Source organism: Sphingobacterium sp. UBA6645, from assembly GCF_002455685.1.
GTDB lineage: Bacteria > Bacteroidota > Bacteroidia > Sphingobacteriales > Sphingobacteriaceae > Sphingobacterium > Sphingobacterium hotanense.
In genome coordinates this window covers 1-24,734 of the sequence record NZ_DKLH01000098.1, presented here as the reverse complement: position 1 = coordinate 24,734, position 24,734 = coordinate 1, and the positions used below count along the sequence as shown (strand labels likewise).

The window sequence follows — 24,734 nt, the reverse complement described above, 5'->3', positions numbered from 1 at the left end:
AACAATGAAAATTTATAAATATATTCTATTAAGTTTCCTAGGGGTTGGTACACTAACTTCTTGTGAAAAATATTTAGATCATGCCCCTGATATGCGAACCAAGATCGATAATGTCGAAAAAGTTGCGCAGTTGGTAGGCTCTGCATATCCGCGATATAACTATCTAGCAATGGCAGAATCATATTCTGATAATGTCATGGACAAGGGGCCAGCGATTGGTCATATTGATGATCCTTATGTTTCCTATTACATGTGGGAAGATGTTGAGGGCAGTGGAAACAATACCCCAACACAATATTGGAATGGCGTTTATGAAGGGATTGCAGCCGCAAACCAAGCTTTGGAGGCAATTGCCGACAATAACTTTGGAGCGGAAGCAAACGCATACAAAGGCGAAGCCTTAGTCGCGAGAGCTTATGGGCACTTTATGCTGTCAGTTTTCTTCGCAAAGGCTTATAATATTGCAGGTGATAATTCGTCTCCAGGTATCCCGTATGTTGATACACCAGAAAAAGTCGCTTTGAAATCTTATGATAGAGAAACTGTAAAGGATACATACGACAAAATCAGGAAAGATCTTGAAGAAGGACTTCCATTATTGCAAGGTGGTAAATGGAAGGTTCCAAAATATCATTTTACATCTGCTGCAGCTAACGCTTTTGCCGCTCGTTTTTATATGTTTACAGGCGAATGGGATAAGGCGATTGCTGCTGCAAATAATGTTTTCCCAGGAGGAGATTATTCTGGGAAAATTAGACCGATCACAACGACAATTCAAAATTACAGCTTAGCACAACAATTGATCGAGTTAACCAAAGCAGATAAAGATTATAATCTCTTATTGCGGGAAACTTACTCAGTTTATCAAAGAACTAACTCGTCTATTTATTCGAGATTCGGTTATGGGCAGCGAAAATATAATGAGATGTTCAACACACCTGTATTTACAGGAACAACTATGCATTCGAGAGGGATTAGCTATAGCTCAGGACAGCATTACTCGGTGTATATGTATAATGAATATTTCTACTACACCAACGTACAAGCTGGAATCGGCTATCCTTATATTATGCAACCATTGCTTACTGCAGATGAAGCATTAATCAATCGCGCGGAAGCGTATGTGCAAAAAGGCGATTTTGGAAAAGCATTAGCAGACATTAACCAATTTTTAAGCACAAGAGTTCAAAACTTTGCTATCGGTACGCATGGATTGACCGTGGAGAAAGCTACCACTTCTTATGGAATAGACGATCCGAAAAAAGCACTAACTGAAGCGATCTTAAGAATCAAGCAAAGAGCATTTATGTCAGAAGGTGTTCGTTGGATGGATATCGTTAGACATAAACTTCCAGTAACTCACATAGTAATTGCTCCTGATGACACTGAATCTGAAATTGTTCTTGAACCAAATGATTTAAGAAGAGTATTCCAAATTCCTAGTGAAGCACAATTAGCAGGTGTTGAACTTAACCCAAGGTAAAAAAGTTATGAAAAGATTATTCAACTGCATATTAGCACTAACCCTAGGGTTAGGAATATCATCTTGTAGTAAGGATGAAAACTTAGATGTCGATTTAACTAAATATAATTATGACACCTTTGAGAAACTTCCAATAGATGATTATATACATACCAACTTAACAGTTCCTTATAATATTGAAGTGGTATACCGTTTTGACAGAAGTCAAACTGATATCAATAAAAACATATCGCCTCCGCAAATTGAACAAGTTCAACCGGCTGTTGATATGGTGATTAATGGCTTCTTAAAAGTGTTTGAAAAGGTCGCAGGTCCAACGTTTATCAAAACTTACACGCCTAAACAGTTTGTATTGTTTGGTTCGCACGCTTATAACTCCAATGGATCGGTGACTTTAGGAACCGCAGACGGTGGACGGAGAGTGGTACTTTATGATATCAATAATGTCAATCCTAACAGTCCGACTGATATTAAGCGTCGCTTAAGAACGATTCACCATGAATTCACGCACATCGTCAATCAAATCGTTGCAATTCCTCCTTCATTTAGAGAGGTTACGACAGACCATGTTGCGGACTGGACCGCTGCTGCAAATACAGACGCGGAGGCGTTGCGCCTAGGATTTATTTCACAATATTCAAGAAGTAGCTTTGGCGAGGATTTCGCAGAAACCGTTGCCCATCTATTAATCGAAGGTCAAGCGTACTATAATCAACGTATTGCAGCCTCTTCTGAGGATGGTGCAAAGAAACTAAGAGCAAAGCAAACCATCGTTGAAGACTACTACAAACAGTTCTTTAATATTGATTTTAAAGAATTACAGTACGAGATTTACTTGATGCTAAACCAGACTTATGGTGACCAAAGTCAGGCGTTTTTGACGAACTTGAAGAACAACCGTGTTGCTTCAATTAACTTCAACTTAGATTCAGGTACTGAATACACTTTGTACGGTAAATCGGCAGCGTTTGACGCCGTTTGGAAAGAAGTTAAAGCGAAATTACCTACGATCTCAAACAACGCAGGTCGTCAGGCGATATCTTTCAACTTAGTTTTCCTAAATGAGAATAAAGTTCAATTACAGGCTGCGTATAAAAACGCTGCAGGATCTAATTTTGTGGCATGGTATGATTTCACGATTACATACAATACTGATGGCACAATAAAACTCAAATATGTAGATGAAGGGCTGACTGATACAGGATATGGGAATGGTCGAGTTGTAATCGAAGGTTGGAGGGCGTTAATTACGTACCTAGAAACAAATACGTTCAGACCTGATTGGGTATCGCCGACTATCGTTGGTTATAACAATTCCATGAAATTCGCTGGATTCTATGTCGCTGGCGATGAAACTAATTACTTGTATGGTCCTGTAACCTTAAAATAAGAAAAAATGAAAAAGATATTAATATATATAGTTGGCCTTTTCTTATTAGCTGGTTGTGAAAAAGAAAAGGTAGATCTTACGTTCGGCGAAAAGCCTGAAGAACGTGCGGGTGAGCGCCTAGCGGAACTTCGGAGCTTGTTAACATCAGCTGAAAATGGTTGGAATGCAAGCTTAAATACTGGAGGCAAAGGAGGATACGGTTTTTTCTTTGATTTCGAAGATGCCAAAACTGTAAACATGTTGAGTGATTTAACAGCCGAAACCTCATCAACGTTAAATTCATCAACCTACCGAGTTATTTGGGCAATGAATGCGTCATTGGTATTTGATACGTTCAATTATTTAACGATGCTTCAAGAACCTTCAGGAAGTTACGGAGGAACAGCACCTAACGGATATCAAAGCGATATTGAATTTGAATATTTGAAAAGTTCTGGTGATAGCTTGTTTATGGTTGGAAAGAAATATAAGCAAGCATTAATATTGACAAAAGCCTCTGCAGCTCAAAAAGCAGCGTACTTGGATGATGTGATGCAAAAAAAGAAATCCCAGATTTCGCAATATTTGAACACGCACTTTAACAATTATATTACAGTAGAGGGAGTTCCTAATCCAGTTAGTGTGAATCTTAGCAATACAAGTAAGACCTACACATTTCAAACCGTTATGGAAGATGGCAGTGTTGGCTCGGTTACTGGTAAGTTCCATTATACAGCAGATGACATTTTGTTCTCCCTACCAATTGAATTGAATGGGACTGTTTTTGCAAGAGCTAAGTTGTTGAACGATGTACTGACACTCTATGATAGCAATGGAAAAGCGTATCCAGTTATGCAAAGTCAAGAACCTGTTTTGTCGGCTGAGACCCTGTACGGCTATAATAAATCGTACAAGTCCTTCGGAACGAGAGCGGAAGAAAATACTCTTCCGGCAGTTAATATCAGCTCTACATATCCAGCGATATTAAACAGCGTAAAAAATAAATTTGGAACTGTTAAATTCCGTTATGTAAACTTTAAGTTTGAAGGTAGAAATAAGATGTCAATTAACGTGTACTATACTTCAAGTGCGAACTTTACTGCGACAATGACTGTAGATTATACTTATGAGAATGGCATAATTACACTTTCTAACCCTACAGGAAATACGACAGGAAACTGGAACACAAGACGAACTGCTTTGAGAGACCTAGAAGATTATATCTTAAATAACAAGACTTTCAAAGTTGATTGGGTTAAAAATGATGCAGGTATACCAGTGATAGGATGGTATGCTGTAAATGATCCGACGGCTGTTATTTATGGTTTCCCAGGTGAATAATTAGCTTTCGAAAGAAATCAAATTCCCTAATCATTCATAAAAAAGAAAGGCTGCCACTCGGCAGCCTTTCCTATTATCGCTCCTTCCAACCTCAACCCTTCTTTAGCTTAAAACCCTTTCACTCCCTTTTCAAACTCAATGTATAACCCAATCATAACCGCTATCAAAGGGCTTTGATATGGGTCTGAAAAGCTTATAATAAACAACATCCTCAAATCATTCCTCAAAAAGATTCGCTATCTTCAAGTAATAGCCAATCCGAAACTATGAAAGATTATAAACTAGTCCTCGCTTATGGCTCCTTTCTGCTCAATGTCGCATATTTTGGCTATTGGGTATATTGCTCGTCTATGCATGAAACCATGGTCGATGCGGTGGCAGCCTTCGAAAAAGTGCCAATCTTTGGACATTTTTACTGGGATGTTATTTTCTTTATCGCAACGATCCTCGCTATCATTGTTTTCGCTAGGCGAAAGGGTATCCTCAGTAAGGCCGCTCTGATCTTGCAGATTCTCTTTGCAAGCGGATACCTGTGGACACATATGTAAACTGCAGGAGATAAGCGTTCTTCGTGGAATCAATCCCTTAAAATACTTTAGCAGTAGATGTGCAAATTTGCTATATTAGCGCACAATCTTTATGAATAGAATCGCTGTAAAAACATCACCTCTATCCGTGAAAGATTGTGCTAGTATAAGATAGACGCTGTTATGGCAAAGATTGATATTATCCAATTGGCAAAAGTGCTGAACTTGTCGAAGTCCACGGTTTCTCGTGCGTTTCGGGACAGTAGTGATATCAATCCGAAGACGAAGGAGCGTATCTTGAAGGTTGCGAAGGAACTCAATTACCAACCGAATCATTATGCGAGCAATCTGCGCGAACAAAAGAGTAAGACCATTGCCATTGTTTTGCCAGAACTAGCCAACAACTACTTTACTCAGATTATTCAGGGCGCCGAGAAGGAAGCTAAAAAGCACGGTTATCATATCTTGATCTTTGTTACCGATGATGATATCGCAAAAGAACGCGATTTCATCCGTAGTCTTGCGAGTGGGCGTGTTGATGGCGTCATTATGTCGGCATCGGGCGAGTCGACGGATCACAGTTATTTGGAGAGCATCAATTACGAGCATCTTCCGATTGTGCTGTTCGACCGTATCTATGATGATATAGATCTACCAAAAATTGTTACAGACGATTACCATAGTAGCTTTGTGGCAACGGAGCATCTTATCCAGAATGGCTGCCAACGTATTGCTTATCTGGTTATCAATAAGGAATTATCGATTGGTAAGACCCGTATGCAGGGCTATGAAGATGCGCTGAAGAAATATAAGATTCCATTACGGAAGCGCTTGATTATTGACTGTTCAAATTCTTATGAGGAAAACAGCGAGATTATTGAGACAGCTATTCGCAAGCAAGCACCAGACGGGATCCTCGCCTCGGTAGAGCGTTTAGCATTTTCAACCTACTATGTGTGTCGACGTATGGGCATACAAATTCCGCAAGACCTAAAGGTCGTATCCTTTTCTAGCCTGGAAATAGCAGGGCTGTTGCATCCTCCGCTATCTGTTGTGCGCCAACCGGCAGTGCTAATCGGGGAGAAGGCTGCCGCAACCTTATTGAAGCAGCTTTCAGGAGAATCATTAGCGGAAGAGGAAAAGTTTGTAATGATGCGTTCGGATTTAGTTGTCCGAAATTCTTCACAAGCTTAAACTAGTCTGCCTTGACGGTCATCGTCGAGGCTGCCGCAAGAAGCATAAAAACTCCCGCCATCGTTAAACAATACACCGCCTGATGTTGAAATACATGCTTCACCAATACGGTCCCAAGTACTCCATTGACCAATTGAGGCAAGGTGATAAAGAAATTGAATAAACCCATATACAAGCCCATCTTCTTTGCGGGCACAACGCCCGATAGGATGGAATATGGCGTAGCCAATATACTTGCCCAGGCAATGCCAACCGCAATCATTGGTATATACAATAAGTTGGGGTCTTGTATAAATAGAATCGATATAAGGCCAATACCTGAAACGCCTAAAGCCAGCATATGCGTTTTCTTTTTCCCTATAGCCTGATAGAGTTTGGGTAGGATAAGGGCGAATATCGTCGCCACCAAATTGTACACCCCGAACAGCACCCCGGTTAAATTTCCGGCATCGGCATAAGCTGCGGACGAGGTATCCGACGCGGGCAGGTGGTAAATATGTTGTGCAATGGCGGGCGTCGTGAATACCCACATGGAAAACAAGGCAAACCAAGAGAAGAACTGCACTAAGCCCAGTTGCTTCATCGCTGTTGGCATATTCTTAAAGTCTTTAAATATAGAGCCAAAGCTATGTGCATGCTGTTCCTCGTCATCAGCATGCTCGTCAAACGAACGCAGTTCTTCCGCAGAGTATTCTTTCGTCGTGATGACTGTCCACAACAGGGAGAGCACCAATACGATCGCTCCGGCATAGAATGACCAGATAACATTGTCGGGCACATGTCCCTGTTCTGCGACTTTCGAGACGCCAAGATATTCGGAAAGTACATAAGGCAGGAATGACCCTATAATGGCACCAGCTCCAATTAAGAAGGTCTGCACCGCATAGCCATAGCCATGTTGTTCCTTGGGCAGGTTGTCAGCAACTAAAGCCCGGAAAGGTTCCATCGAAACGTTAAAAGCAACGTCCATGATCATTAGCATCCCGGCGCCGATAAGTAAGGGCGGGATCAGTAGGGTCAGGACGGAAGCATTGGGCATCAGGGCAAGGGCTGCCGCTGCCACCAGCGCTCCGCCTAGAAAAAAGGGTCTGCGTCTTCCCAATCTGGTCCAAGTCTTATCCGAGAAATAACCGATAATCGGCTGAATGAGCATCCCTGAAAGGGGGGCAACTAACCAAAAAAGCGATAAATGTTCCACATCGGCACCGAAGGTTTGTAGTATGCGGGAGGCGTTTCCTGTCTGCAGGGCAAAGCCAAATTGTATACCGAAAAACCCAAAGCTCATGTTGAAAATCTGAGCACGGGTAAGCCTAGGCTTTGATCGTTTTGAAGTCTGTTGCATGTGTAGTTTCGTTTATTGATTGGTTTCTAGAAACGTAAATTAAAAAATAATATCGTTTTCATAATATTATTTTTTCAATAGTTCCAGCTATGCCCACCTTCAAACTCTTCATAATCGTGGGGAATATTGGCTTCTAATAGCTTAGAGTGAAGTTTTTGGTTGTACGCAAGGAGTAGATCATCTTTTCCACAATCGAATCTGAAGTAAGGCAATCGTTCTTTGTTAGCTATTAAACTATCTATCAAGGATAGTTCTGTATCCATTTGGTAACTGTCGAGATCTTCTTCTACAAAATGTGCAAACTCATTAATGCTGGTAATGGACGAAAGGCCGGCGAACGAAGTGAAAACATCCGGATGTCGAGCGCCACTTCTCATGGCGCCATAGCCGCCCATAGAAAGCCCTGCAATAAAGAATTTGGAAGCCTGACTGATCTGATCTGGGGCTAGCTGCCGGACAACTGCGATGACATCCTCCACAATCCAATTTTCAAAATCCTGTTCCTGATGTTTTACATAGCCCGAACCGTCGCCCCAAAGCCCGTCAGAGGGCATCACAAGAATCAGTGGCTTGATTATGCCCTCTTTTATTGCTTGATCGACCTGCTCATGAACGCCCGACGATAGCGGCTAGCTCCAGGCACTTCCATAAACACCATGCAACAAAATCACTACCGGGACATCCATAGGACAATTTTCTGGTATATAGATGCAAATATCCCCACGTGTCCTCAACTGTGGCGACTTAATGGTAACAAAGTGTAAATTCCGGATACCGTAACTGGGATTAGATTGCTCTATGGATCTGAATGTTTCTTTCATAAATGATTATTTAAATAGGATAACGCCCTTCGCATTTTTGCCCTTCAGCATATCATCAAAGGCTAAAGGCAAATTCTCTAAGTTATAACGTGCAGAAATCATTTCATCCAATAGCAATTCGCCATGCTGATAATGTTGGATGATACGATCGAAGTCTCTATGCGGGTTACATTTACCATACAGCGGATTCAGGTATAGTTTGTCCCATTCGAATAGGTTCATATCGAACAGTATTTCCTGCTCGATTCCACTGACTTGTATGGCAGTTCCTGCATTTCTGATCATCGCAAGTGGTGCGGCACCGAGTTCGGGGCGAGCGGTACATTCAAAAGCATAATCTGCGCCCCTGCCACCGCACAATTGCTTCACCTGCTCCGCCATTTGTAATAAGCCTTGATCCTGAGCGTCGGCCAGTAGACAGTGGGTGGCCCCAAATTGCTTCGCCATTTCCAATCGTTTTGGATTGACGTTAATTCCAATGATCATTCCTGCATTAGCGATTTTGGCAGCTTGGATAACGCTCAAACCTACGCCGCCGGTCCCCAAAACAACGACAGAACATCCAGCTTCGACTTTCGCAGCATTGACTACCGAGCCATAACCTGTCATAACCCCACAACCTATAATTGCAGCACATTCATAGGGAAGTGTTGCGGTCTTTATTTTCGTCACGGCTGCGGCTTTGACTAGCGTATATTCCGAAAGCATTCCTAGGTGAAAGGATCGCGCTATAGATTCGCCCTTCCACAGGCAGCCAGCTGCATGTGCATGTCCTAAATTACTGGCATGCCCTTGCCCCGTGACAGGTGAATTCTGTTCGCAGATATGATAGTTCTCCAACTTACACTGAAAACAGGTCATGCATGGGATTGCCCAGTTTAGCAAAACCGGATCATCGGGTTTCACGTGGCTAACATCGGAACCGACTTGATAAACGATGCCAGCACCTTCATGGCCTAATACTAAGTGCTGGTTCCAGTTGAGCGAGTCATAATCCGTATGACAGACCCCTGCAGCCTTGATTTTAACGAGTACCTCATCCGGGGCGGGTTCAGCCACCTGAATGTTGTCAATAAAGTATTGGCCTTTTCCGTCGGTGATCGCTGCTCTGCACGTTATTTTCATTTTTTTGGAAATAGAAATTTATAGGGTATGTGTAATCTTTTTGACCAAGCAATTTCATTGTGCGGGTCGTCCGGGAACTCTTCATACCGCAGATCGATATGTTTGTCTTTCCCTATAATGTCTCTCACTATTCGGTTGCTCGGGAGGAAATCATAGTCGAGGTCTTTGCCTCCGCAATCCAAGTAGATTTTGCTATGTTGGAACGGAGCTAGATCGTTTCTGATCTGCTCCATGATATTCCCGTCGTCGAAATAAAACCCGCTGGATAAGCAAGCGGCTTTGGAGAAGATCTGTGGATATTTGTAGAGGGCATAAAAGGAGATTAAACCCCCCATAGAAGAACCAATGATCGCTGTATGCTCTCTGTCGGTCTTTGTTCTGTAGGTTTTGTCGATAAAAGGTTTCAGTTCGGTACTGATAAACCGTAGGTAATTATCGCCTTCGGGCGTTCCGTTATATTCAATCCAACGATCTTTAGTGTTGGCCATGCCGAGGATGATGAATTCCTCAATTTCTCCTTTACGCATCAGACTATCGGCTATTTCGTCCATACGCCATTCGCTTCCGCTCAAATTAGTATGATCGAAAAGGTTCTGTCCATCATGGGCATATAGAACCGGGTATCGCTTATTTGAGTCTTTCTCATAGCTCGGAGGAAGCCATACGACAATATTGCGGGTGTTGCGAAGAAAGCTGCTCGAGTAATTGTGATGATAGCGCACGCTGCCTAGGATACTTCGCTGATAGATATCGTTCCAATTGCTTGGGCTGAGGGTGATTGTTGTATCCTTCGTCAAGGTGAATTTGACAGGTTGTGCGCTATGTCCGTTTCCGTTGTAGAGCGCTTCCTTATAGTAAGATCCTCGCGTAATCTTAAACTCAATAGGGCTGTTTACAGGTAGACTGTAGGTATCCTCCCATACATTGTTTCCTTTAGGTTTTAGCGCCTTGCTCTTCGGATAAATCCAAAATCCCCAAATGCCTTGATTGCCAATTGGCAGAACAGAATCCTGAGCGGGTGTGGTCGCAGGGGCGATCACACGAATCGTTAATTTGGCGTCCTGCGCAAAAAGCGAAAAAGCGAAGACAGTCAAGAGGGTCAGTGTGACAAATTTCTTCATTGCTGTTTATAATGGTTATACTAAGTTATTAGTTTTCAATAAGTACTCGTCGTACAATTTTAATCGAAATATGGCTTATTTTGGAAATTTCACTTAACTTGATGGATAGAAAGTCCAGTATATGCAAAAAGCAAAGCCCGAGATATTACAGAACGGTCTGCAGGAATCATTCTTGATTCGGACCTTTGGCCACGAGGCATTTTTGGCTCCCTATCACTATCATCCGGAGTACGAGCTTACTTATATTATCCGTGGCAAAGGAAAGCGCTATGTCGGCAATCGTCTGGACGATTTCGGCGATGGCGATTTCGTATTGATTGGTCCTAATCAGCCTCATTGCTGGAAATTGGATCAGCCCGATACAAAAGCCTCTGCGGTCGTTATACAATTTACGCATGACTTCCTGGGTGCTGACTTTTTCGAAAAACCGGAGTTTTCCCCAATTAATACACTGTTGAAAGAGAGCCAGGCGGGGCTTAGCTTTCCCCAACCTAAGGAAATGACCAAATATATCCTTCGCCTTCGCAAGTCGGAAGGGGTAGAAAGGATCCTTCATTTGCTGGAATTATTGAAATTGCTTACCGAACAAAATTATAAAGCTATCGATATCGGAGCGTTGGAAAACAACAGTGATAGTAACACCGATAGCAATCGGATCAATGTGATCATGGCCTATATTGTCGAGAACTTTAAGAACGATATTAGCTTAGACGATGTGGCTAATGTGGCTAATCTGACACCGAATGCCTTCTGTAAATATTTCAAGAAGCTGACGCGAAAGACCTTTGTGGAGATGTTGGTGCAATATCGGATGAACTATGCTGTTCAACAGCTATTGCATACCGACGATCCAATCAGTGCCATCGCTTTAGCCTCGGGTTTTAATGATATGTCTTATTTCTACAAAACTTTCCGATCGAAGATGGGGATGAGCCCTCTTGCCTATCGGAAAGAATTTATGGAATAAGAAGGCTCAATTGATAGACCATACCTGCGTACTATAGCCAGCAATACTAATCGCCTGCTGCTTGTTTTTCCACTCGCCTGTATTTTGACCATAGACTATTTTCGGCACCCCCTCTGCTATGGGGATCTCAAGATTTACGGCATCTGCTGAAAGATTGATCAAGACCATTGCTTTCTTTGGCCCTTTGGTTCTGTAGAAGCTGACGACGCTTTTGCTATCATTTGGGATGGATTGGTATCCCCCCTGAATGAGTAGGGGTTCTTGTTTTCGAAGCTTAATCAAGGCTTTATAAGTGTTGAGAAGTGAATTAGGATCGCTCGCTTGCTCTTCTACCGAAATGCCATCATTGCTTTTTACCGTGCTGGTTTCCCACCAGGGGCCAGAGTCTCTATAGCAATAGGCCATTCCCGGACTATCTTTATCCTTTGTCCATTCGAAGGCTTCCCGATAGGGTATTTCATTCGCATCGGTAATGCCGCCATATTTACCGAAGAAGCTGTCGCCCAGCATTCCGATCTCTTGTCCGTAATAAATGGATGGTACTCCTGCCATCAATAAGTTTAGCGCCGCGCCGACTTTTTCCTTGCCTTTGTCTTGCTTTACCGCGGTAGAGAAGCGCGGGATATCATGGTTTTCGATGAAGATAATTTGGTTATTTCCTTCCGGAGTATCGCGAAAGGTCGTGTCCGCATAAGCCATGATCTTGCCCTTGTCCATTGTGCGTATGGCTTGCTGGATGCGGAAGGCAAAGACCCAGTCTACTTTAGCTTTCGTCAGGTAATCGATTCCATAGGCCCCCCAGTCGGCTTGTTCGGCCATAATATGAATCTTCGGGTTGATGCTTTTCAGTGTATCAATCAGCGGAACCCAAAAGTCTTTGAATAGATTCGTCAATCGACCTTTGTTATCAAGGTCGTCCATCATATGATCGAGCCGGAATCCATCAACGCCATCCTCGAAGTTTCCATCTTGATTAGGGTCGAGCCAATAGGCAAAAAGATCTTTGTTGTACTGTATCACATTTTTGTTGAGCAGATTTATGGTAGTAATCTTTCTGCGCTGCCCATCATATCCTCTTAAGTCGTATAGATCGAATACAATAGTGGATGGCTTGCGCTGTTCTTTATCGTCGTAAAGAATATAGTCGGAGTAGGGCGAACTTGGATTTCCATAAGAGTCGGTGTACCAGGGATGATCCTCCGTTACGTATTGGGTTTCCATGTCCATGTATAGCTTCATGCCGCGTTTGTGCATTTCTTTCACTAAAGACAGGTATTCCTCCTTAGTTCCGTAGGTCGAGTCGATTTTCTCGAAAGCGCTGGAATAGTAGTTATGGTAATATACCGACTCATACAACGGGGTCATTAAAATGGATGTAACTCCGAGGTCCTGAAGATAATCAAGCTTCTGTTGGATGCCGGGTAAATCGCCATGCTGATCACCATTGCTATCAAAGAAACTCCGCTGGAAGACATGATAGATAATCTCGTCTTTAACCGAGTCCGTATCTGTTTGCTTCTTCTGACAACTCGTGAGCATTCCAGCAGCCCAGCATAGTGTCAAAACGAGAATGTGCTGTAGTCCTTTCATTTGCTTTTCTCCTTCAGCTTTTACAATAAGAGCGGATTAATTTCGGAGTCTGCTAAGCTTCCTGCTTCCTTACCCATTAGCCATTGCTGTCGGTCATTCTCCTGCCATTTATGCTTCGCTTCGGTTACTTTTGCCCCATCAGCATAGTAAATGATCGTCATAACGGCGCGCATCTTATCCGAGGAGTTGCCCGGTGCATTGTGAATTGTATAGCCATAATGGAATGTGGCATCGCCCGCATTCATGTAGTCGGGATGTACGACAGGGAAGTTGTTTTCTTTGACATATTCGGAGAATGTTTTTTCCGATTCATCCGAAATAATAACATCCGATACGTTGTTTTGCTTGTGAGAACCTGTGGCAAAGGTCAGCATTCCCATCTCTGGATTGGGAATATCGACAAGTGGCATCCACATGGTGATCGTATTGTTGGTGTCCAATGGCCAATAGTTTTGATCTTGATGCCAGGGCGTCGGGCCGCCGCCAGCTTCTTTGAATAAGGCCTGATCATGGTAGAGCCTCACATTTTCAACACCCAATAGGTCAGCGGCGATCTTTGCGAAACGCTTCGCCATCACGAACTGCTTCACTTGCTCATCGACGCGCCAAAGATTCATGATCTGTAAAAAGGCTTTGCCATAGGTGTCCCGGTCTTCCAGCTTTCTTTTTTCTTCGTTATGCTTGTCGGCCGCTTGACTGATTACCTCGCGGAAATGTTCCGCAGTTTCTCTATCTAATATATCGCGAATGAGAATATGTCCATTATCTTGAAACTCGGCAGTCTCTGCTGCGGATACAGGTTTTACCTGACCAAGAATTTGATTCGTTTTTGTGCTCATGATTTATAAAGTTGGTTTATACTCAAAGTTACGGACGAAGCAGAGCAGACTCTCGGGGGGATTTAATCTGTTATATGGTTTATTTTATCCTGATTGCCTTTCGTGATATTAATTTTGATAAAATAGACTGTATTGATTCGCGGTATTATTTGGGAAGCTTTTTTCTGTAAATAGTAGATTTTAAGAAGAAAATGCTGTTTTGATTCGGGAACGTTCTCGAATATTACCGGCGGTTTTTATGGTTTTTGAGTCGATTATTGTTTTGTAAATACAATAAAATCAATAGGTTACAAGATTAAAATGCATAATTTTGTATAAAAATAAAAAAATCAGAAAACTCTTTTTTTTATAAATTTTCTACAATAATTTAGTAGTCAACCAAAAGGGAGACAATGTACGTCTGCCGATTATAAACAAAAAATAAAGTTATGGTTAGGGATTTTTACAATTGGCACTTTCGGCTAATAGTTATCTTCATCTTCAGTTTTCAATTTGTTTCGGCTCAACAGAATTTACAGCTTTCGGGGAAAGTGGTAGATGATGCGGGTAAGGAGCTTGCTGGAGCGACGGTAAGTATTAAAGGAACAAACATGCAGGTTTCAACGGATGAGTCCGGGAACTATGTATTGCAAGGAATAAATGCGGGGGCTATGATCGTACAGGCGTCCTATGTTGGCCACGCCAGCTCGGAACAAAGCATAAACCTGACGGCTTCGCAAAGTTTAAACTTCACTTTATCTTCTAATGCCGCTGAAATCGGTGAGGTTGTGGTGATTGGTTATGGCGCGGTCGAGCGTAAGCATGTGACCGGAGCAGTTTCCAATGTGCAATCGAAGGACTTTCAAAAAGGGGCTATCACTTCTCCGGATCAATTGATACAAGGTAAGGTATCGGGTGTTTCTATTACCTCCAATGGGGGGGCGCCGGGTGCAGGAAGTACGATCCGCGTGCGCGGGGGAGCTTCATTATCCGCAAGTAACAACCCGTTAATCGTTGTGGATGGAAACCCACTAAGTGGTGAGAATGTATCAGGAGCCGCAAACCCACTTTCGCTTATCAATCCGAATGATATCGAATCGATGACCATCTTAAAAGATGCGAATGCGACAGCTATCTACGGTTCTAGAGCGTCTAACGGTGTTATTTTGATTACAACTAAAAAGGGCAAGATGGGCAGACCGAAGCTGAATCTATCCACTGTAAATTCGCTATCGACGATAGCAAATCAAGTGGATGTCCTAACGGCTGATCAGGTGCGTTCTTATGTGAATGAATATGGAACTGCAACGCAGAAAGGCTTAGTAGGATCGGCAAATACAGATTGGCAAGACCTAATTTATCATAATGCATTTACCACAGATAACAACATCTCTCTGTCGGGCGGTGTAAAAAATATGCCTTATCGTGTTTCCATTGGATATTTGGAGCAAGCAGGTACCTTAAAGACGGATATGCTTAGAAGAGGAACCGCAGGGGTAAATATTTCTCCTCGTTTCTTTGACAATCACTTGAAATTGGATATCAACTTTAAAGGTACATTGACGAATCAAGAGTTTGCAAATACAGGAGCGATTGGTTCTGCCATTGTATTCGATCCTACGCAAAATGTATATGATCCGAACAGTCCTTATGGTGGGTTCTTCGAATGGCAAGAGGGCGCAGTTCCGAATTCCTTGTCGCCAAGAAACCCGGTATCCTTGTTAGAGAACTATGGTAATAGAGCGGCTGCAGGTAGAAGTATCGGTAATGCGCAATTGGATTACTCTTTCCACTTCCTTCCGGAGTTACACGCAAATATTAATGTGGGTTATGATATCGCTTCAGGTAAAGGTGCAACCAGCATTCCTGATTTTGCGGCATCAAACTTTGCAAACAAAGGCTTCTTTCAACGCTATAGAGGCAGACAGAACAATACCTTTATCGAGGGATATCTGAACTACGTAAAAGACATCGAAAGCATCAATAGCAATATTAACGTAACAGCAGGATATGGCTATTACGATAATAAAGAGACAAACTACAACTTCAATTCTTATAACGCGCATGGCGATATAATCACTACGCCAGTGCATGTGGACAATGTTCCGCAGAATAGATTGCTTTCTTACTATGGAAGATTGATCTACTCTTTTGCTGACCGATATATCCTATCCGGTACCATTCGTGCGGATGGGTCTTCGAAATTTAATCCGGACGGACGTTGGGGTATTTTCCCTTCTGCAGCATTTACATGGCGTATTAAAGGAGAGAACTTCCTGAAGGATAACAACAGTGTATCTGACTTAAAGCTTCGTTTAAGCTATGGCGAGACTGGAAATAAAGATGGTATTACGAACTATGGTTATATCCCGGTTTACTACTACAGTACGAATGAGGCGCAATATCAAATCGGAGATCAATTCTACCATGTGTATTCGCCAATTGCATATGATAAAACTCTCCGTTGGGAATCTACTGCGACAACTAACATCGGTTTAGACTATGGATTCTGGGGAGGACGCATCTATGGTGCAATCGATGCTTATCATAAGAAAACAAAAGATTTGTTGGCAACGACGGAAATCTCTGTAGGAACGAACTACAGTAACCAATTATTGACTAACGTTGGTAACATGGAGAATCGCGGTATCGAGGGTAGCATCAATATTCAGGCGGTGAAGTCAGAAAACTTCAATTGGGACTTAGGTTTCAATATGACGGTTAATGAAAGCAAGGTGACTAATCTAACCTTGAATGATAACCCAGGATATCAGTTGGCAGCAGGTTGGATTACCGGTGGTACAGGTAATGTGATCCAATATCACACAGTAGGTTTGGCACCATTCCAATACTATGTTTACAAGCAAGTTTATGATCAGCAAGGGAATCCGTTAGAAGGCGTATATGAAGATTTGAATGGCGACGGCGCTGTTACTCCTGCCGACCGGTATTATTATCAAAAACCGGCACCAGATTACTTCATGGGTTTCACAACATCCATCAATTACAAACGCTTAACGTTGAACACGGTATTGAGAGCAAGCTTCGGAAACTATGTTTATGATAATATCTCTTCCAACTTCGGCGTGGCTCGTAATATTTTAAATCCTTCGGGCTTCATCAATAACGCAACAACGGATATCTACAACACGAATTTTAATAATAACCAATACTCAAGCGATTACTACATCAACAATGCATCCTTCCTACGTATGGACAACCTAGGTTTAGTTTACAACGTCGGAAACTTAGATAAAGAAGGAACGGTGACAATGACGATCAATGCGAATGTTCAGAATGTATTCACCGTCTCTAACTACAAAGGAATTGATCCGGAATTGTTCAATGGTATTGACTATACGCTATATCCAAGACCAAGAGTTTATTCATTAGGATTGAACTTCGGGTTTTAACATTAAATAAGAAATTCATGAAAAGATTAATAAAAAATACGATTTGGGGCAGCATGCTGATCTTGTCTGTTTCTTCATGTAGTGAAGACTTATTGAACTTAAGCCCAAAGAATGATATTACTGCAGATCAGGTTTATGGATCTGAGCAAGGTTATAAAGAAGCTTTCCTAAAAGTGTATGGCAGTCTGTCGATGACTTCTGGTGGAGGCGAAGGAGCAAGTGATCTAGCAGGTATTGATGCCGGCCAATCTGATTTCCTTCGTCTGTATTGGAATATTCAGCAATTAACATCAGATGAAACCTTATGTGTCTGGAATGACCCTGGCGTTCCTGACATGGTCTATGGTACTCCCGACGCAGATAATATCATGGTCAAAGGATTATACACCCGCTGTATCTACACCATCACCGTGGCAAACGAGTTCCTTCGTGAAAGCACGCCAGACAAGCTGTCTGCCAGAGGAATAACTAATACTGCGGAGATTGACGCTTATCGTGCAGAGGCGAGATTCGTCAGAGCTTACCAATATTGGGTATTGCTAGATTTATTCGGTAATCCTCCTTTTGTAACTGAGGAAAATCTGATAGGTAAAGTCTCTCCTAACCAAATCAAGCGTCCCGACCTGTTCAATTATGTGGAGAAGGAATTGTTGGAGATCGAACCATTGATGAAAGCACCAAAGCAGAACGATTACGGGCGTGCAGATCAGGGGGCGGTTTGGACCTTGTTAACAAGATTATACTTGAATGCGCAGGTGTACACAGGAACTGCTAAATACACCGAAGCAATTACTTATGCGAATAAGATTGTCAACGGAGGATACGCTTTAGCGAGCAATTATGCGAACTTATTCTTAGAAGATAACTATGTGACGAGCAAAGATGAAATCATCTTTACCATCAATTATGATGGCGTAAAAACTAGAAACTACGGCGGTACGACTTTCTTGATCAACTCACTGATCAACGGTGAGATGGGCCCTGCTTCATTTGGAGTTCCTACTGGTGGCTGGGGTGGTAATCGTGCTACGAAAGCACTTCCTACCGCTTTCCCGGATTATAGCGGCAACACCGATAAACGAGCGATGTTCTTTGGCGACAAGCTAGAGAATGATGAGCTAGGAGAGTTTAAAGATGGTCTTCGCGTAACGAAGTTTAAAAATGTGAAATCAAACGGTACGCCTGGTGCTTCGCAAGGAGGAACATTCAGCTCCTTAGACTTCCCGCTATTCCGATTGGCAGATGTTTACTTGATGTATGCGGAGGCGGTACTACGTGGCGGATCCGGAGGTTCTACTGCACAAGCATTAGGCTACTTCAACCAAGTGAGAGCTAGAGCGTATGGTAATGCTAGTGGCAATGCATCGGCAATTACGCTGGATGATATCTTAAATGAGCGCGCGAGAGAGCTATACTTTGAAGGATATCGCAGAACAGACTTAATTCGTTTTGGGAAATTTACAGGTGGCAATTACATATGGCCATGGAAAGGTGGAGTTAAGGACGGAAGGTCTATCGCGGATTTCAGAGCGCTCCTTCCGTTACCATCATCTGATGTTATTGCCAATACCAACTTAACGCAAAACCAAGGCTATTAACATTAATACTAGAAATTATGAACCTTATTAATAGACTTCTGATATTATTCTGCCTGAGTAGCCTGATGTTCACTTCATGCGAAAAGGATGAAGTAAAAACAATAGCAAAAGACGGGCAATCAGGTAATCTGACGAGCTCAGCAACATCTGTTGCATTATCGAAAGCAACCTTGAACGACAAGGTCATTGAGTTTAACCATACGCTTTCTGATTTCGGCTATAATGCTGGAATTACTTATTCTCTTCAATTTGGATTGAAAGGAACCAACTTTACGCCAGCAAGAGAGGTCGTACTAGAAAACGGAGTGACTACGAAATCCTATACCGGACTTGAGCTAAATAATCTTTTGTCGGCTATGAACCTATCATTTGATGAAAACTCAGATGTAGAAGTTCGTCTGAAGTCGGCAATATCAAATAGCGTTGCGGTTTACAGTAATGTGGTCAATATCAATACTAAACCTATTCCATTGACTTCATGGATCTATCTACCGGGAGCATATCAGGGATGGAACCCTGCAACGGCAGATAGTTTGATCTCACCTACAGGCAACGGTATTTATACTGGTATCCTACGCTTCCCGGCCAAAGATTCGGAGTTCAAAATTACGCCTGCGAAGAATTGGAATGTGAACTACGGAGATGGTGGCAACGGAACTATTAGCCCAACAGGAGGCAACTTTAAGTCTATTGCCGAGGGCACCGTGTTGATCACTATGGATATGAACAGTAATACCTGGACGATGGAGACGGCAGCGACATGGGGCATGATAGGAGATGCGGTTCCAAATTCGAACTGGTCGGTTGATGCAGACATGAAATTCGTAAATGATGGCGCTGGAAACTGGGTGCTTCAGACTGTTCTTAATCCAGGTAAATTCAAGTTCCGTAGAAACCATGATTGGGGAACCAACCTAGGTGGCAGTGGAGGTACATTGACATTGGGCGGTGCTGATATCGCGATTACGGAAACTGGAAACTACACCGTGACCATGAACCCGACTGCTTTAACTTATACAATCGTAAAAAACTAAACAACAAACAAATATGAGGATCGTTATTGCCATTATTTTTATTTTTATACATCTAGCCTCCTTCGCGCAGGTAGATCGTATTGAACCATTGAACTGGTGGGTTGGAATGAATAATCCCAATGTTCAATTATTGATCTATGGCAATAACATCGCTAAAAAAACAGTCCGAATCGACTACCCCGGTGTTGAGCTAATCAAACAACAGCAGGTAGAAAACCCGAACTATTTATTCTTGGACCTCAAGATACATCCAGATGCAAAAGCTGGAAAGGTTTCTTTGGTATTCCAAGAAAAAGGAAAGAAAGATTATGTGAAAGCGTATGAGCTAAAAGCACGAGATGCCACTAAGCGCGCCCTCCAAGGCGTTGATGCGTCAGACTTCGTCTATCTCATTATGCCGGATCGCTTTGCCAATGGCGACCCTTCCAATGATCGTATTAAAGGTATGGCCGATCAATCCCTAAATAGGGATAGCATGTACTATCGTCATGGTGGCGATTTACAAGGAATCATCAATAATCTCGATTATCTGGAAGAGCTTGGCGTCACAGCGTTATGGCTAAATCCAGTATTGACCAATGATCAGCCGTTGACCTCCTATCATGGTTATGCAAATACCGAAAGCTATTATGTTGATCCTCGGTTTGGTGGTAATGAGGCATACCGTAAGTTGATTGAGGAATGCCACAAGCGAGGCATCAAAATGATTCAGGACCTAGTGCATAATCATTTCGGAACGGAGCATTTTACGGTAAAGGATATGCCGATGAAAGACTGGGTACATCAATGGGACAACTTTACCAAAACTAATTACCGCGAGCAGGTGCATATGGATCCTTACGCGGCAAAGGCGGATAAGGACATCATGTTGAATGGTTGGTTTGATAGGCATATGCCGGATATGAATCAGCATAATCCATATGTTAAAAATTATATCACCCAAAGCCATATATGGTGGATCGAGGAGATGGGAATCGATGGGTTCCGCTTAGATACCTACGCATACAACGATTTAGGCTTTATGGCAGAATGGGGAAAAGCAATCGATGCGGAATATCCTAAGATGACCTATTTCGGTGAAACATGGGTACATGGAATTCCGAATCAGGCTTACTTTACCAAAGCCGACAAGATCAGCCAGGGTATTGATACCAAGTTGCAGGGGGTGACGGATTTCCAAGCCTATTGGGCAATCAATGAAGCCCTGAATGGGAAGTTCGGATGGATGGACGGCGTAGTCCGTCTTTACAATACATTTGCCAGCGACTTTATGTACGAAGACCCTTATCGTAATGTCGTATTCTTAGACAACCATGATTTAAGCCGTTTCTTATCTGTCGTAGGTGAGGATTTCAATAAGTATAAATCAGGTATTGCGTGGTTATTGACGACGCGCGGCATCCCGCAACTGTATTATGGAACAGAGATTCTGATGAAGAATTTCGCTAGTCCTGACGGTCTTGTACGTGAAGATTTTCCAGGCGGATGGAAGAACGATAAAGCCAATAAGTTTACTGCTGCCGGACGTACCGAAAAAGAGAATGAAGCATTTAACTATGTTAAAACACTAGCGAATTATCGCAAGAACAATTCGGTTCTTCAAGACGGGAAGATGCTGCAATTTATACCCGAAGACGGTATCTATGTTTATTTCCGCTACAATGATCATAAACGCGTAATGGTGATCATGAATAGCAAGCAGGAAAGTGTAAAGCTTCAAACCAAGCGCTATCAAGAGGGCATAGGTCAATATACGCAAGCAACCAATGTCGTGACTGGGGCCAATATTGAAAACTTAGAAGAGTTGGATATCCCAGCGGTTAGCACACAGGTATTCGAGTTAAAATAATAGTTTAAGATGGGATTGCAAGCATGTTTATTTGATCTGGACGGTGTGTTGGTCGACACCGCTAAATACCATTACCTCGCCTGGAAGCAATTAGCAAACTCGTTAGGGTTTGACTTTACGGAGCTTCAAAATGAAGAGCTTAAGGGCATCAGCCGCGTGGAGAGTTTGAAGAAAATACTCACATGGGGCGGTCTGGATTTCCCCCAAGAACGACAGGATGAACTTGCCAGTTTAAAGAACAGCTGGTATGTGGAAATGATCTCCGAAATGAAGGCGGATGAAGTACTGTCCGGCTCATTTGAGCTGTTGGAAGAACTTCGGGAAAATCAGATTAAGATCGCATTAGGCTCCGCAAGTAAAAATGCGCAGCTAATCTTGGATAACACAGGGCTAACGCCGTATTTTGATGCCATCGTAGATGGCAATGTGGTCAGTAAATCGAAACCCGACCCTGAAGTTTTCTTAAAAGGAGCCGAGATGTTGCATATTTTACCGAGCGGCTGTGTGGTCTTCGAAGATGCAAGCGCAGGCGTCGAAGCAGCATTGCGCGCGACCATGAAAGCCATTGGAATAGGCTCGCCCAAGGAGCTCAGCAAGGCCCACCTGGTCGTTGAAGATTTGACAAAAATACAATTGAAGGCCATTCAAAATCTGTTTTAGCACATACATAATTATCTATTTATGAAAAACTACATCCAAGCCGATCCCTGGAATATTATTGAAGAGGGCTTTGACCCTCACCTAAATAAAATATCCGAAAGTTTATTTAGTATCGGTAATGGTAAAATGGGGCAAAGAGCAAACTTCGAGGAAGCATATTCCGGTGAAAGTCTGCAAGGCTCTTATGTGGCGGGAATCTACTTCCCAGATAAAACCAGAGTGGGCTGGTGGAAAAACGGATATCCGCCAACATTCGATAAAGTTATCAATTCGACGAATTGGATAGGCATCGATATTTACATCAACAACGTATTATTGGATTTAGCCCAATGCCAAGTAACCCAGTTTAAACGGGTGTTGAATATGCAGGAGGGTTATCTGCAGCGCACTTTTAGAGCAACGATAAATGAGGGGCAAGAGATTGAGGTGAATAGTATCCGCTTCTGCAGTATTGCTGATGATGAAATCGGTGCGATACAATACAGCTTAACGGCATTAAATTTTGATGCCGCGATTAAAATCGTGTCGAAGTTGGATGGTGATATCGTCAATGAGGATAGTAATTACGACTTTAAGTTTTGGGAACCCGTAGCGGATCAGCAATCCGAAAATGGGGTATTCTTACAGACCAAGACTTTGAAGACGGGGTTCGAATTATGTGTTGGCGCGAAGACGCAGATATATGCGGATGGGCACTTAGTGAAACTAAATCAACAGGGCGTATTACAACAAAATAAATGGATAGCAGAAGAGTTTCACTTGGATATTGCTTCAGGCAACACGATTAACATCGTTAAGCTCGCCTGTGTGCAGTCATCGCTCAATCATCCTGCGGAAGCTTTATTGGCAACCTGCGAGGAAAAACTTGCAATCGCGAATACCGTGGGATTTGAGAAATTGAAAGAAACGCAGAAGGTAGCTTGGGCGAACAAATGGTTGCAAAGCGACATTCAAATCGAAGGCGATGTGAAAGCGCAGCAAGCAATTCGTTTCAATATCTTCCAACTGTTCCAAACCTATACCGGTACTGACTCCAGACTAAACATTGGTCCTAAAGGTTTTACGGGCGAGAAATATGCGGGTGCTACCTATTGGGATACCGAAGCCTATTGCATCCCGTTCTACTTGTCCACCGCACCGCAGGAAGTTGGCCGCAACTTATTGGTCTATCGATATAACCATTTGGAAAAGGCGATTGAGAACGCCGAGATGTTGGGCTTCAAAAATGGCGCAGCCCTATATCCTATGGTTACCATGGATGGAACAGAAAGTCATAACGAATGGGAAATTACATTCGAAGAGATCCATAGAAATGGTGCAATCGCTTATGCGATTTACAATTACATCAACTATACCCAAGATTTGGACTACCTCGCACAATATGGCTTAGAGGTGTTGGTTGCCATTGCGCGCTTTTGGGCACAACGCGTAAACTGGAGCGAGGAACGCGAGAAATACGTTATGCTTGGCGTGACGGGTCCTAATGAATATGAAAACAACGTCAACAACAACTGGTATACCAACTACTTAGCTGTATGGTGCTTGAACTATACGCGTGAAGCGCTGGATTACGTAAAACAAAAGGACGCTGCGCGCTTCGAAGCGATCTTGGATAAGATAAGTTTCGATCTAGAAGAACTCGAACTATGGCAAGAAATTGCGGATAACATGTACTATCCTTATCATGAGAAGCTAAAAATCTATCTTCAACAGGACGGCTACTTGGATAAAGAGCAATGGTTGGTGAAAGATCTTCCGGCTTCTGAGCGACCTTTAAATCAGAAGTGGAGCTGGGACCGAATTCTCCGTTCTTGTTTTATCAAGCAGGCGGATGTTTTGCAGGGCATGTACTTCTTCGAGGACCAGTTTGACTTAGAAGATATACGTAGGAATTTTGATTTCTATGAACCTCGTACGGTACATGAAAGCTCGCTGTCGCCCTGCATACACAGTATTTTAGCTGCTAAGCTCAATGACGAGGCAAGGGCATACGAATTCTATTTACGAACCGCAAGACTAGATTTAGACGATTATAACAATGATACCGACGACGGGCTGCACATCACATCCATGGCAGGAACTTGGATGAGCATTGTACAGGGCTTCGCTGGAATGCGTATCAAGAATAATCAATTATATTTTCAGCCCTTCCTTCCTGAACAGTGGAAATCCTTTACTTTTAATATTGGGTTTAGAGGTAAAATTTTATCCATCCGTATCAGCAAAGGAGAAATGGAAATCGAAAACACGTCCAGCGAGGTGCTAGACGTGCAAGTAGGAGATGCGAATTATTCCATTCCGGGAAATTCTTCGCAGATTATTAATATCTAAGGATTTATATTGAAAAATCAGTTATAGTGTTGATGAAGGTGTCTAAAAAGGCACCTTCTTCTGTTTTATAGCTTTTGCGATTTCATTACTGTTTTCATTTTTGAGTTTTAAGCAGTAAGTCGATATTTTATGGTTTTAACGCTCCTGACTC

At 42.6% G+C, this 24,734-nt stretch carries 17 protein-coding genes and 1 pseudogene; 12 read left to right on the top strand and 6 right to left on the bottom strand.

Translation table 11 applies throughout. The features are described 5' to 3' along the window. Nucleotides 1–4: 4 nt before the first annotated feature. The 5 genes from B2400_RS17670 (at nt 5) to B2400_RS17650 (ending at nt 5,914) form a co-directional block, all read left to right on the top strand. Nucleotides 5–1,483: a RagB/SusD family nutrient uptake outer membrane protein gene (locus B2400_RS17670; RefSeq protein WP_293935472.1), complete on the top strand. Its 1,479-nt coding sequence runs from the start codon at nt 5–7 to the stop codon at nt 1,481–1,483. Nucleotides 1,484–1,490: 7 nt separating this feature from the next. Further along, nucleotides 1,491–2,873 (top strand): substrate import-associated zinc metallohydrolase lipoprotein, encoded by a 1,383-nt coding sequence (locus B2400_RS17665; protein ID WP_293935470.1) that lies wholly within the window; start codon nt 1,491–1,493, stop codon nt 2,871–2,873. 6 nt (nt 2,874–2,879) lie between these two features. Continuing rightward, nucleotides 2,880–4,193 carry a DUF4302 domain-containing protein gene (locus tag B2400_RS17660; RefSeq protein WP_293935468.1) on the top strand — a complete coding sequence of 438 codons (1,314 nt, stop codon included), beginning with the start codon at nt 2,880–2,882 and terminating at the stop codon, nt 4,191–4,193. A gap of 266 nt (nt 4,194–4,459) precedes the next feature. Next, nucleotides 4,460–4,741: a hypothetical protein gene (locus B2400_RS17655; protein WP_293935465.1), complete on the top strand. Its 282-nt coding sequence runs from the start codon at nt 4,460–4,462 to the stop codon at nt 4,739–4,741. Between the two features lie 162 nt (nt 4,742–4,903). Further along, nucleotides 4,904–5,914 (top strand): LacI family DNA-binding transcriptional regulator, encoded by a 1,011-nt coding sequence (locus B2400_RS17650; RefSeq protein ID WP_293935462.1) that lies wholly within the window; start codon nt 4,904–4,906, stop codon nt 5,912–5,914. Nucleotide 5,915: 1 nt separating this feature from the next. Here B2400_RS17650 and B2400_RS17645 read toward each other — a convergent pair whose 3' ends face one another. The 4 genes and pseudogenes from B2400_RS17645 to B2400_RS17630 all read right to left on the bottom strand — a co-directional run bounded on the left by B2400_RS17645 (nt 5,916) and on the right by B2400_RS17630 (nt 10,323). Further along, nucleotides 5,916–7,256, bottom strand: coding sequence for an MFS transporter (locus B2400_RS17645; protein ID WP_260042764.1), 1,341 nt, complete (start codon nt 7,254–7,256; stop codon nt 5,916–5,918). Between the two features lie 74 nt (nt 7,257–7,330). After that, nucleotides 7,331–7,858: pseudogene (locus B2400_RS17640) on the bottom strand (alpha/beta hydrolase); the annotation flags it as partial. Nucleotides 7,859–8,083: 225 nt separating this feature from the next. After that, nucleotides 8,084–9,202, bottom strand: coding sequence for an alcohol dehydrogenase catalytic domain-containing protein (locus B2400_RS17635; protein WP_293935458.1), 1,119 nt, complete (start codon nt 9,200–9,202; stop codon nt 8,084–8,086). Continuing rightward, nucleotides 9,199–10,323 carry an alpha/beta hydrolase gene (locus B2400_RS17630; protein ID WP_293935455.1) on the bottom strand — a complete coding sequence of 375 codons (1,125 nt, stop codon included), beginning with the start codon at nt 10,321–10,323 and terminating at the stop codon, nt 9,199–9,201. Before B2400_RS17630 ends, B2400_RS17635 begins: the two co-directional genes overlap by 4 nt. A 121-nt stretch (nt 10,324–10,444) precedes the next feature. Here B2400_RS17630 and B2400_RS17625 point away from each other — a divergent pair, with 121 nt between their 5' ends. Then, nucleotides 10,445–11,290, top strand: a complete 846-nt coding sequence (locus B2400_RS17625; protein ID WP_286651037.1) for an AraC family transcriptional regulator — start codon at nt 10,445–10,447, stop codon at nt 11,288–11,290. 6 nt (nt 11,291–11,296) lie between these two features. Here B2400_RS17625 and B2400_RS17620 read toward each other — a convergent pair whose 3' ends face one another. Both B2400_RS17620 and B2400_RS17615 read right to left on the bottom strand, forming a co-directional pair. Further along, nucleotides 11,297–12,880, bottom strand: a complete 1,584-nt coding sequence (locus B2400_RS17620) for an alpha-amylase family glycosyl hydrolase (protein ID WP_293935451.1) — start codon at nt 12,878–12,880, stop codon at nt 11,297–11,299. A 20-nt stretch (nt 12,881–12,900) separates the two neighbouring features. Continuing rightward, a complete protein-coding gene (locus B2400_RS17615) occupies nt 12,901–13,719 on the bottom strand; it encodes a phytanoyl-CoA dioxygenase family protein (protein ID WP_293935448.1) in 819 nt (272 codons plus the stop codon). 428 nt (nt 13,720–14,147) lie between these two features. On the opposite strand from B2400_RS17615, the gene B2400_RS17610 reads away from it, so the two are divergent. Genes B2400_RS17610 through B2400_RS17585 form a run of 6 tightly spaced genes read left to right on the top strand, consistent with a single transcriptional unit; the run spans nt 14,148 to nt 24,583 of the window. Beyond that, entirely contained in the window at nt 14,148–17,111 is a 2,964-nt protein-coding gene (locus tag B2400_RS17610) for a SusC/RagA family TonB-linked outer membrane protein (RefSeq protein ID WP_293935446.1), read from the top strand. A 17-nt stretch (nt 17,112–17,128) separates the two neighbouring features. Continuing rightward, complete coding sequence (locus B2400_RS17605; protein ID WP_293935443.1) at nt 17,129–18,709, top strand: RagB/SusD family nutrient uptake outer membrane protein; 1,581 nt, start codon at nt 17,129–17,131, stop codon at nt 18,707–18,709. Nucleotides 18,710–18,726: 17 nt separating this feature from the next. Next, nucleotides 18,727–19,743: a SusE domain-containing protein gene (locus B2400_RS17600; protein WP_260042772.1), complete on the top strand. Its 1,017-nt coding sequence runs from the start codon at nt 18,727–18,729 to the stop codon at nt 19,741–19,743. A gap of 13 nt (nt 19,744–19,756) precedes the next feature. Beyond that, nucleotides 19,757–21,592 carry a glycoside hydrolase family 13 protein gene (locus tag B2400_RS17595; protein ID WP_293935440.1) on the top strand — a complete coding sequence of 612 codons (1,836 nt, stop codon included), beginning with the start codon at nt 19,757–19,759 and terminating at the stop codon, nt 21,590–21,592. Nucleotides 21,593–21,601: 9 nt separating this feature from the next. Further along, complete coding sequence (pgmB, locus tag B2400_RS17590) at nt 21,602–22,252, top strand: beta-phosphoglucomutase (RefSeq protein ID WP_293935438.1); 651 nt, start codon at nt 21,602–21,604, stop codon at nt 22,250–22,252. Between the two features lie 21 nt (nt 22,253–22,273). Next, the gene (locus B2400_RS17585) at nt 22,274–24,583 is read left to right on the top strand and encodes a family 65 glycosyl hydrolase domain-containing protein (protein ID WP_293935434.1); all 2,310 of its coding nucleotides are present in this window, start codon (nt 22,274–22,276) and stop codon (nt 24,581–24,583) included. Nucleotides 24,584–24,734 lie beyond the last annotated feature (151 nt).

What these genes read in the sequence shown, in the direction of transcription:
- B2400_RS17645 (WP_260042764.1), bottom strand. Translation starts at nt 7,256, where the DNA reads ATGCAACAGACTTCAAAACGATCAAAGCCTAGGCTTACCCGTGCTCAG.
- B2400_RS17650 (WP_293935462.1), top strand. Translation starts at nt 4,904, where the DNA reads ATGGCAAAGATTGATATTATCCAATTGGCAAAAGTGCTGAACTTGTCG.
- B2400_RS17585 (WP_293935434.1), top strand. Translation starts at nt 22,274, where the DNA reads ATGAAAAACTACATCCAAGCCGATCCCTGGAATATTATTGAAGAGGGC.
- B2400_RS17620 (WP_293935451.1), bottom strand. Translation starts at nt 12,880, where the DNA reads ATGAAAGGACTACAGCACATTCTCGTTTTGACACTATGCTGGGCTGCT.
- B2400_RS17595 (WP_293935440.1), top strand. Translation starts at nt 19,757, where the DNA reads ATGAGGATCGTTATTGCCATTATTTTTATTTTTATACATCTAGCCTCC.
- B2400_RS17605 (WP_293935443.1), top strand. Translation starts at nt 17,129, where the DNA reads ATGAAAAGATTAATAAAAAATACGATTTGGGGCAGCATGCTGATCTTG.
- pgmB (WP_293935438.1), top strand. Translation starts at nt 21,602, where the DNA reads ATGGGATTGCAAGCATGTTTATTTGATCTGGACGGTGTGTTGGTCGAC.
- B2400_RS17615 (WP_293935448.1), bottom strand. Translation starts at nt 13,719, where the DNA reads ATGAGCACAAAAACGAATCAAATTCTTGGTCAGGTAAAACCTGTATCC.
- B2400_RS17635 (WP_293935458.1), bottom strand. Translation starts at nt 9,202, where the DNA reads ATGAAAATAACGTGCAGAGCAGCGATCACCGACGGAAAAGGCCAATAC.
- B2400_RS17670 (WP_293935472.1), top strand. Translation starts at nt 5, where the DNA reads ATGAAAATTTATAAATATATTCTATTAAGTTTCCTAGGGGTTGGTACA.
- B2400_RS17600 (WP_260042772.1), top strand. Translation starts at nt 18,727, where the DNA reads ATGAACCTTATTAATAGACTTCTGATATTATTCTGCCTGAGTAGCCTG.
- B2400_RS17610 (WP_293935446.1), top strand. Translation starts at nt 14,148, where the DNA reads ATGGTTAGGGATTTTTACAATTGGCACTTTCGGCTAATAGTTATCTTC.
- B2400_RS17665 (WP_293935470.1), top strand. Translation starts at nt 1,491, where the DNA reads ATGAAAAGATTATTCAACTGCATATTAGCACTAACCCTAGGGTTAGGA.
- B2400_RS17630 (WP_293935455.1), bottom strand. Translation starts at nt 10,323, where the DNA reads ATGAAGAAATTTGTCACACTGACCCTCTTGACTGTCTTCGCTTTTTCG.
- B2400_RS17655 (WP_293935465.1), top strand. Translation starts at nt 4,460, where the DNA reads ATGAAAGATTATAAACTAGTCCTCGCTTATGGCTCCTTTCTGCTCAAT.
- B2400_RS17660 (WP_293935468.1), top strand. Translation starts at nt 2,880, where the DNA reads ATGAAAAAGATATTAATATATATAGTTGGCCTTTTCTTATTAGCTGGT.
- B2400_RS17625 (WP_286651037.1), top strand. Translation starts at nt 10,445, where the DNA reads ATGCAAAAAGCAAAGCCCGAGATATTACAGAACGGTCTGCAGGAATCA.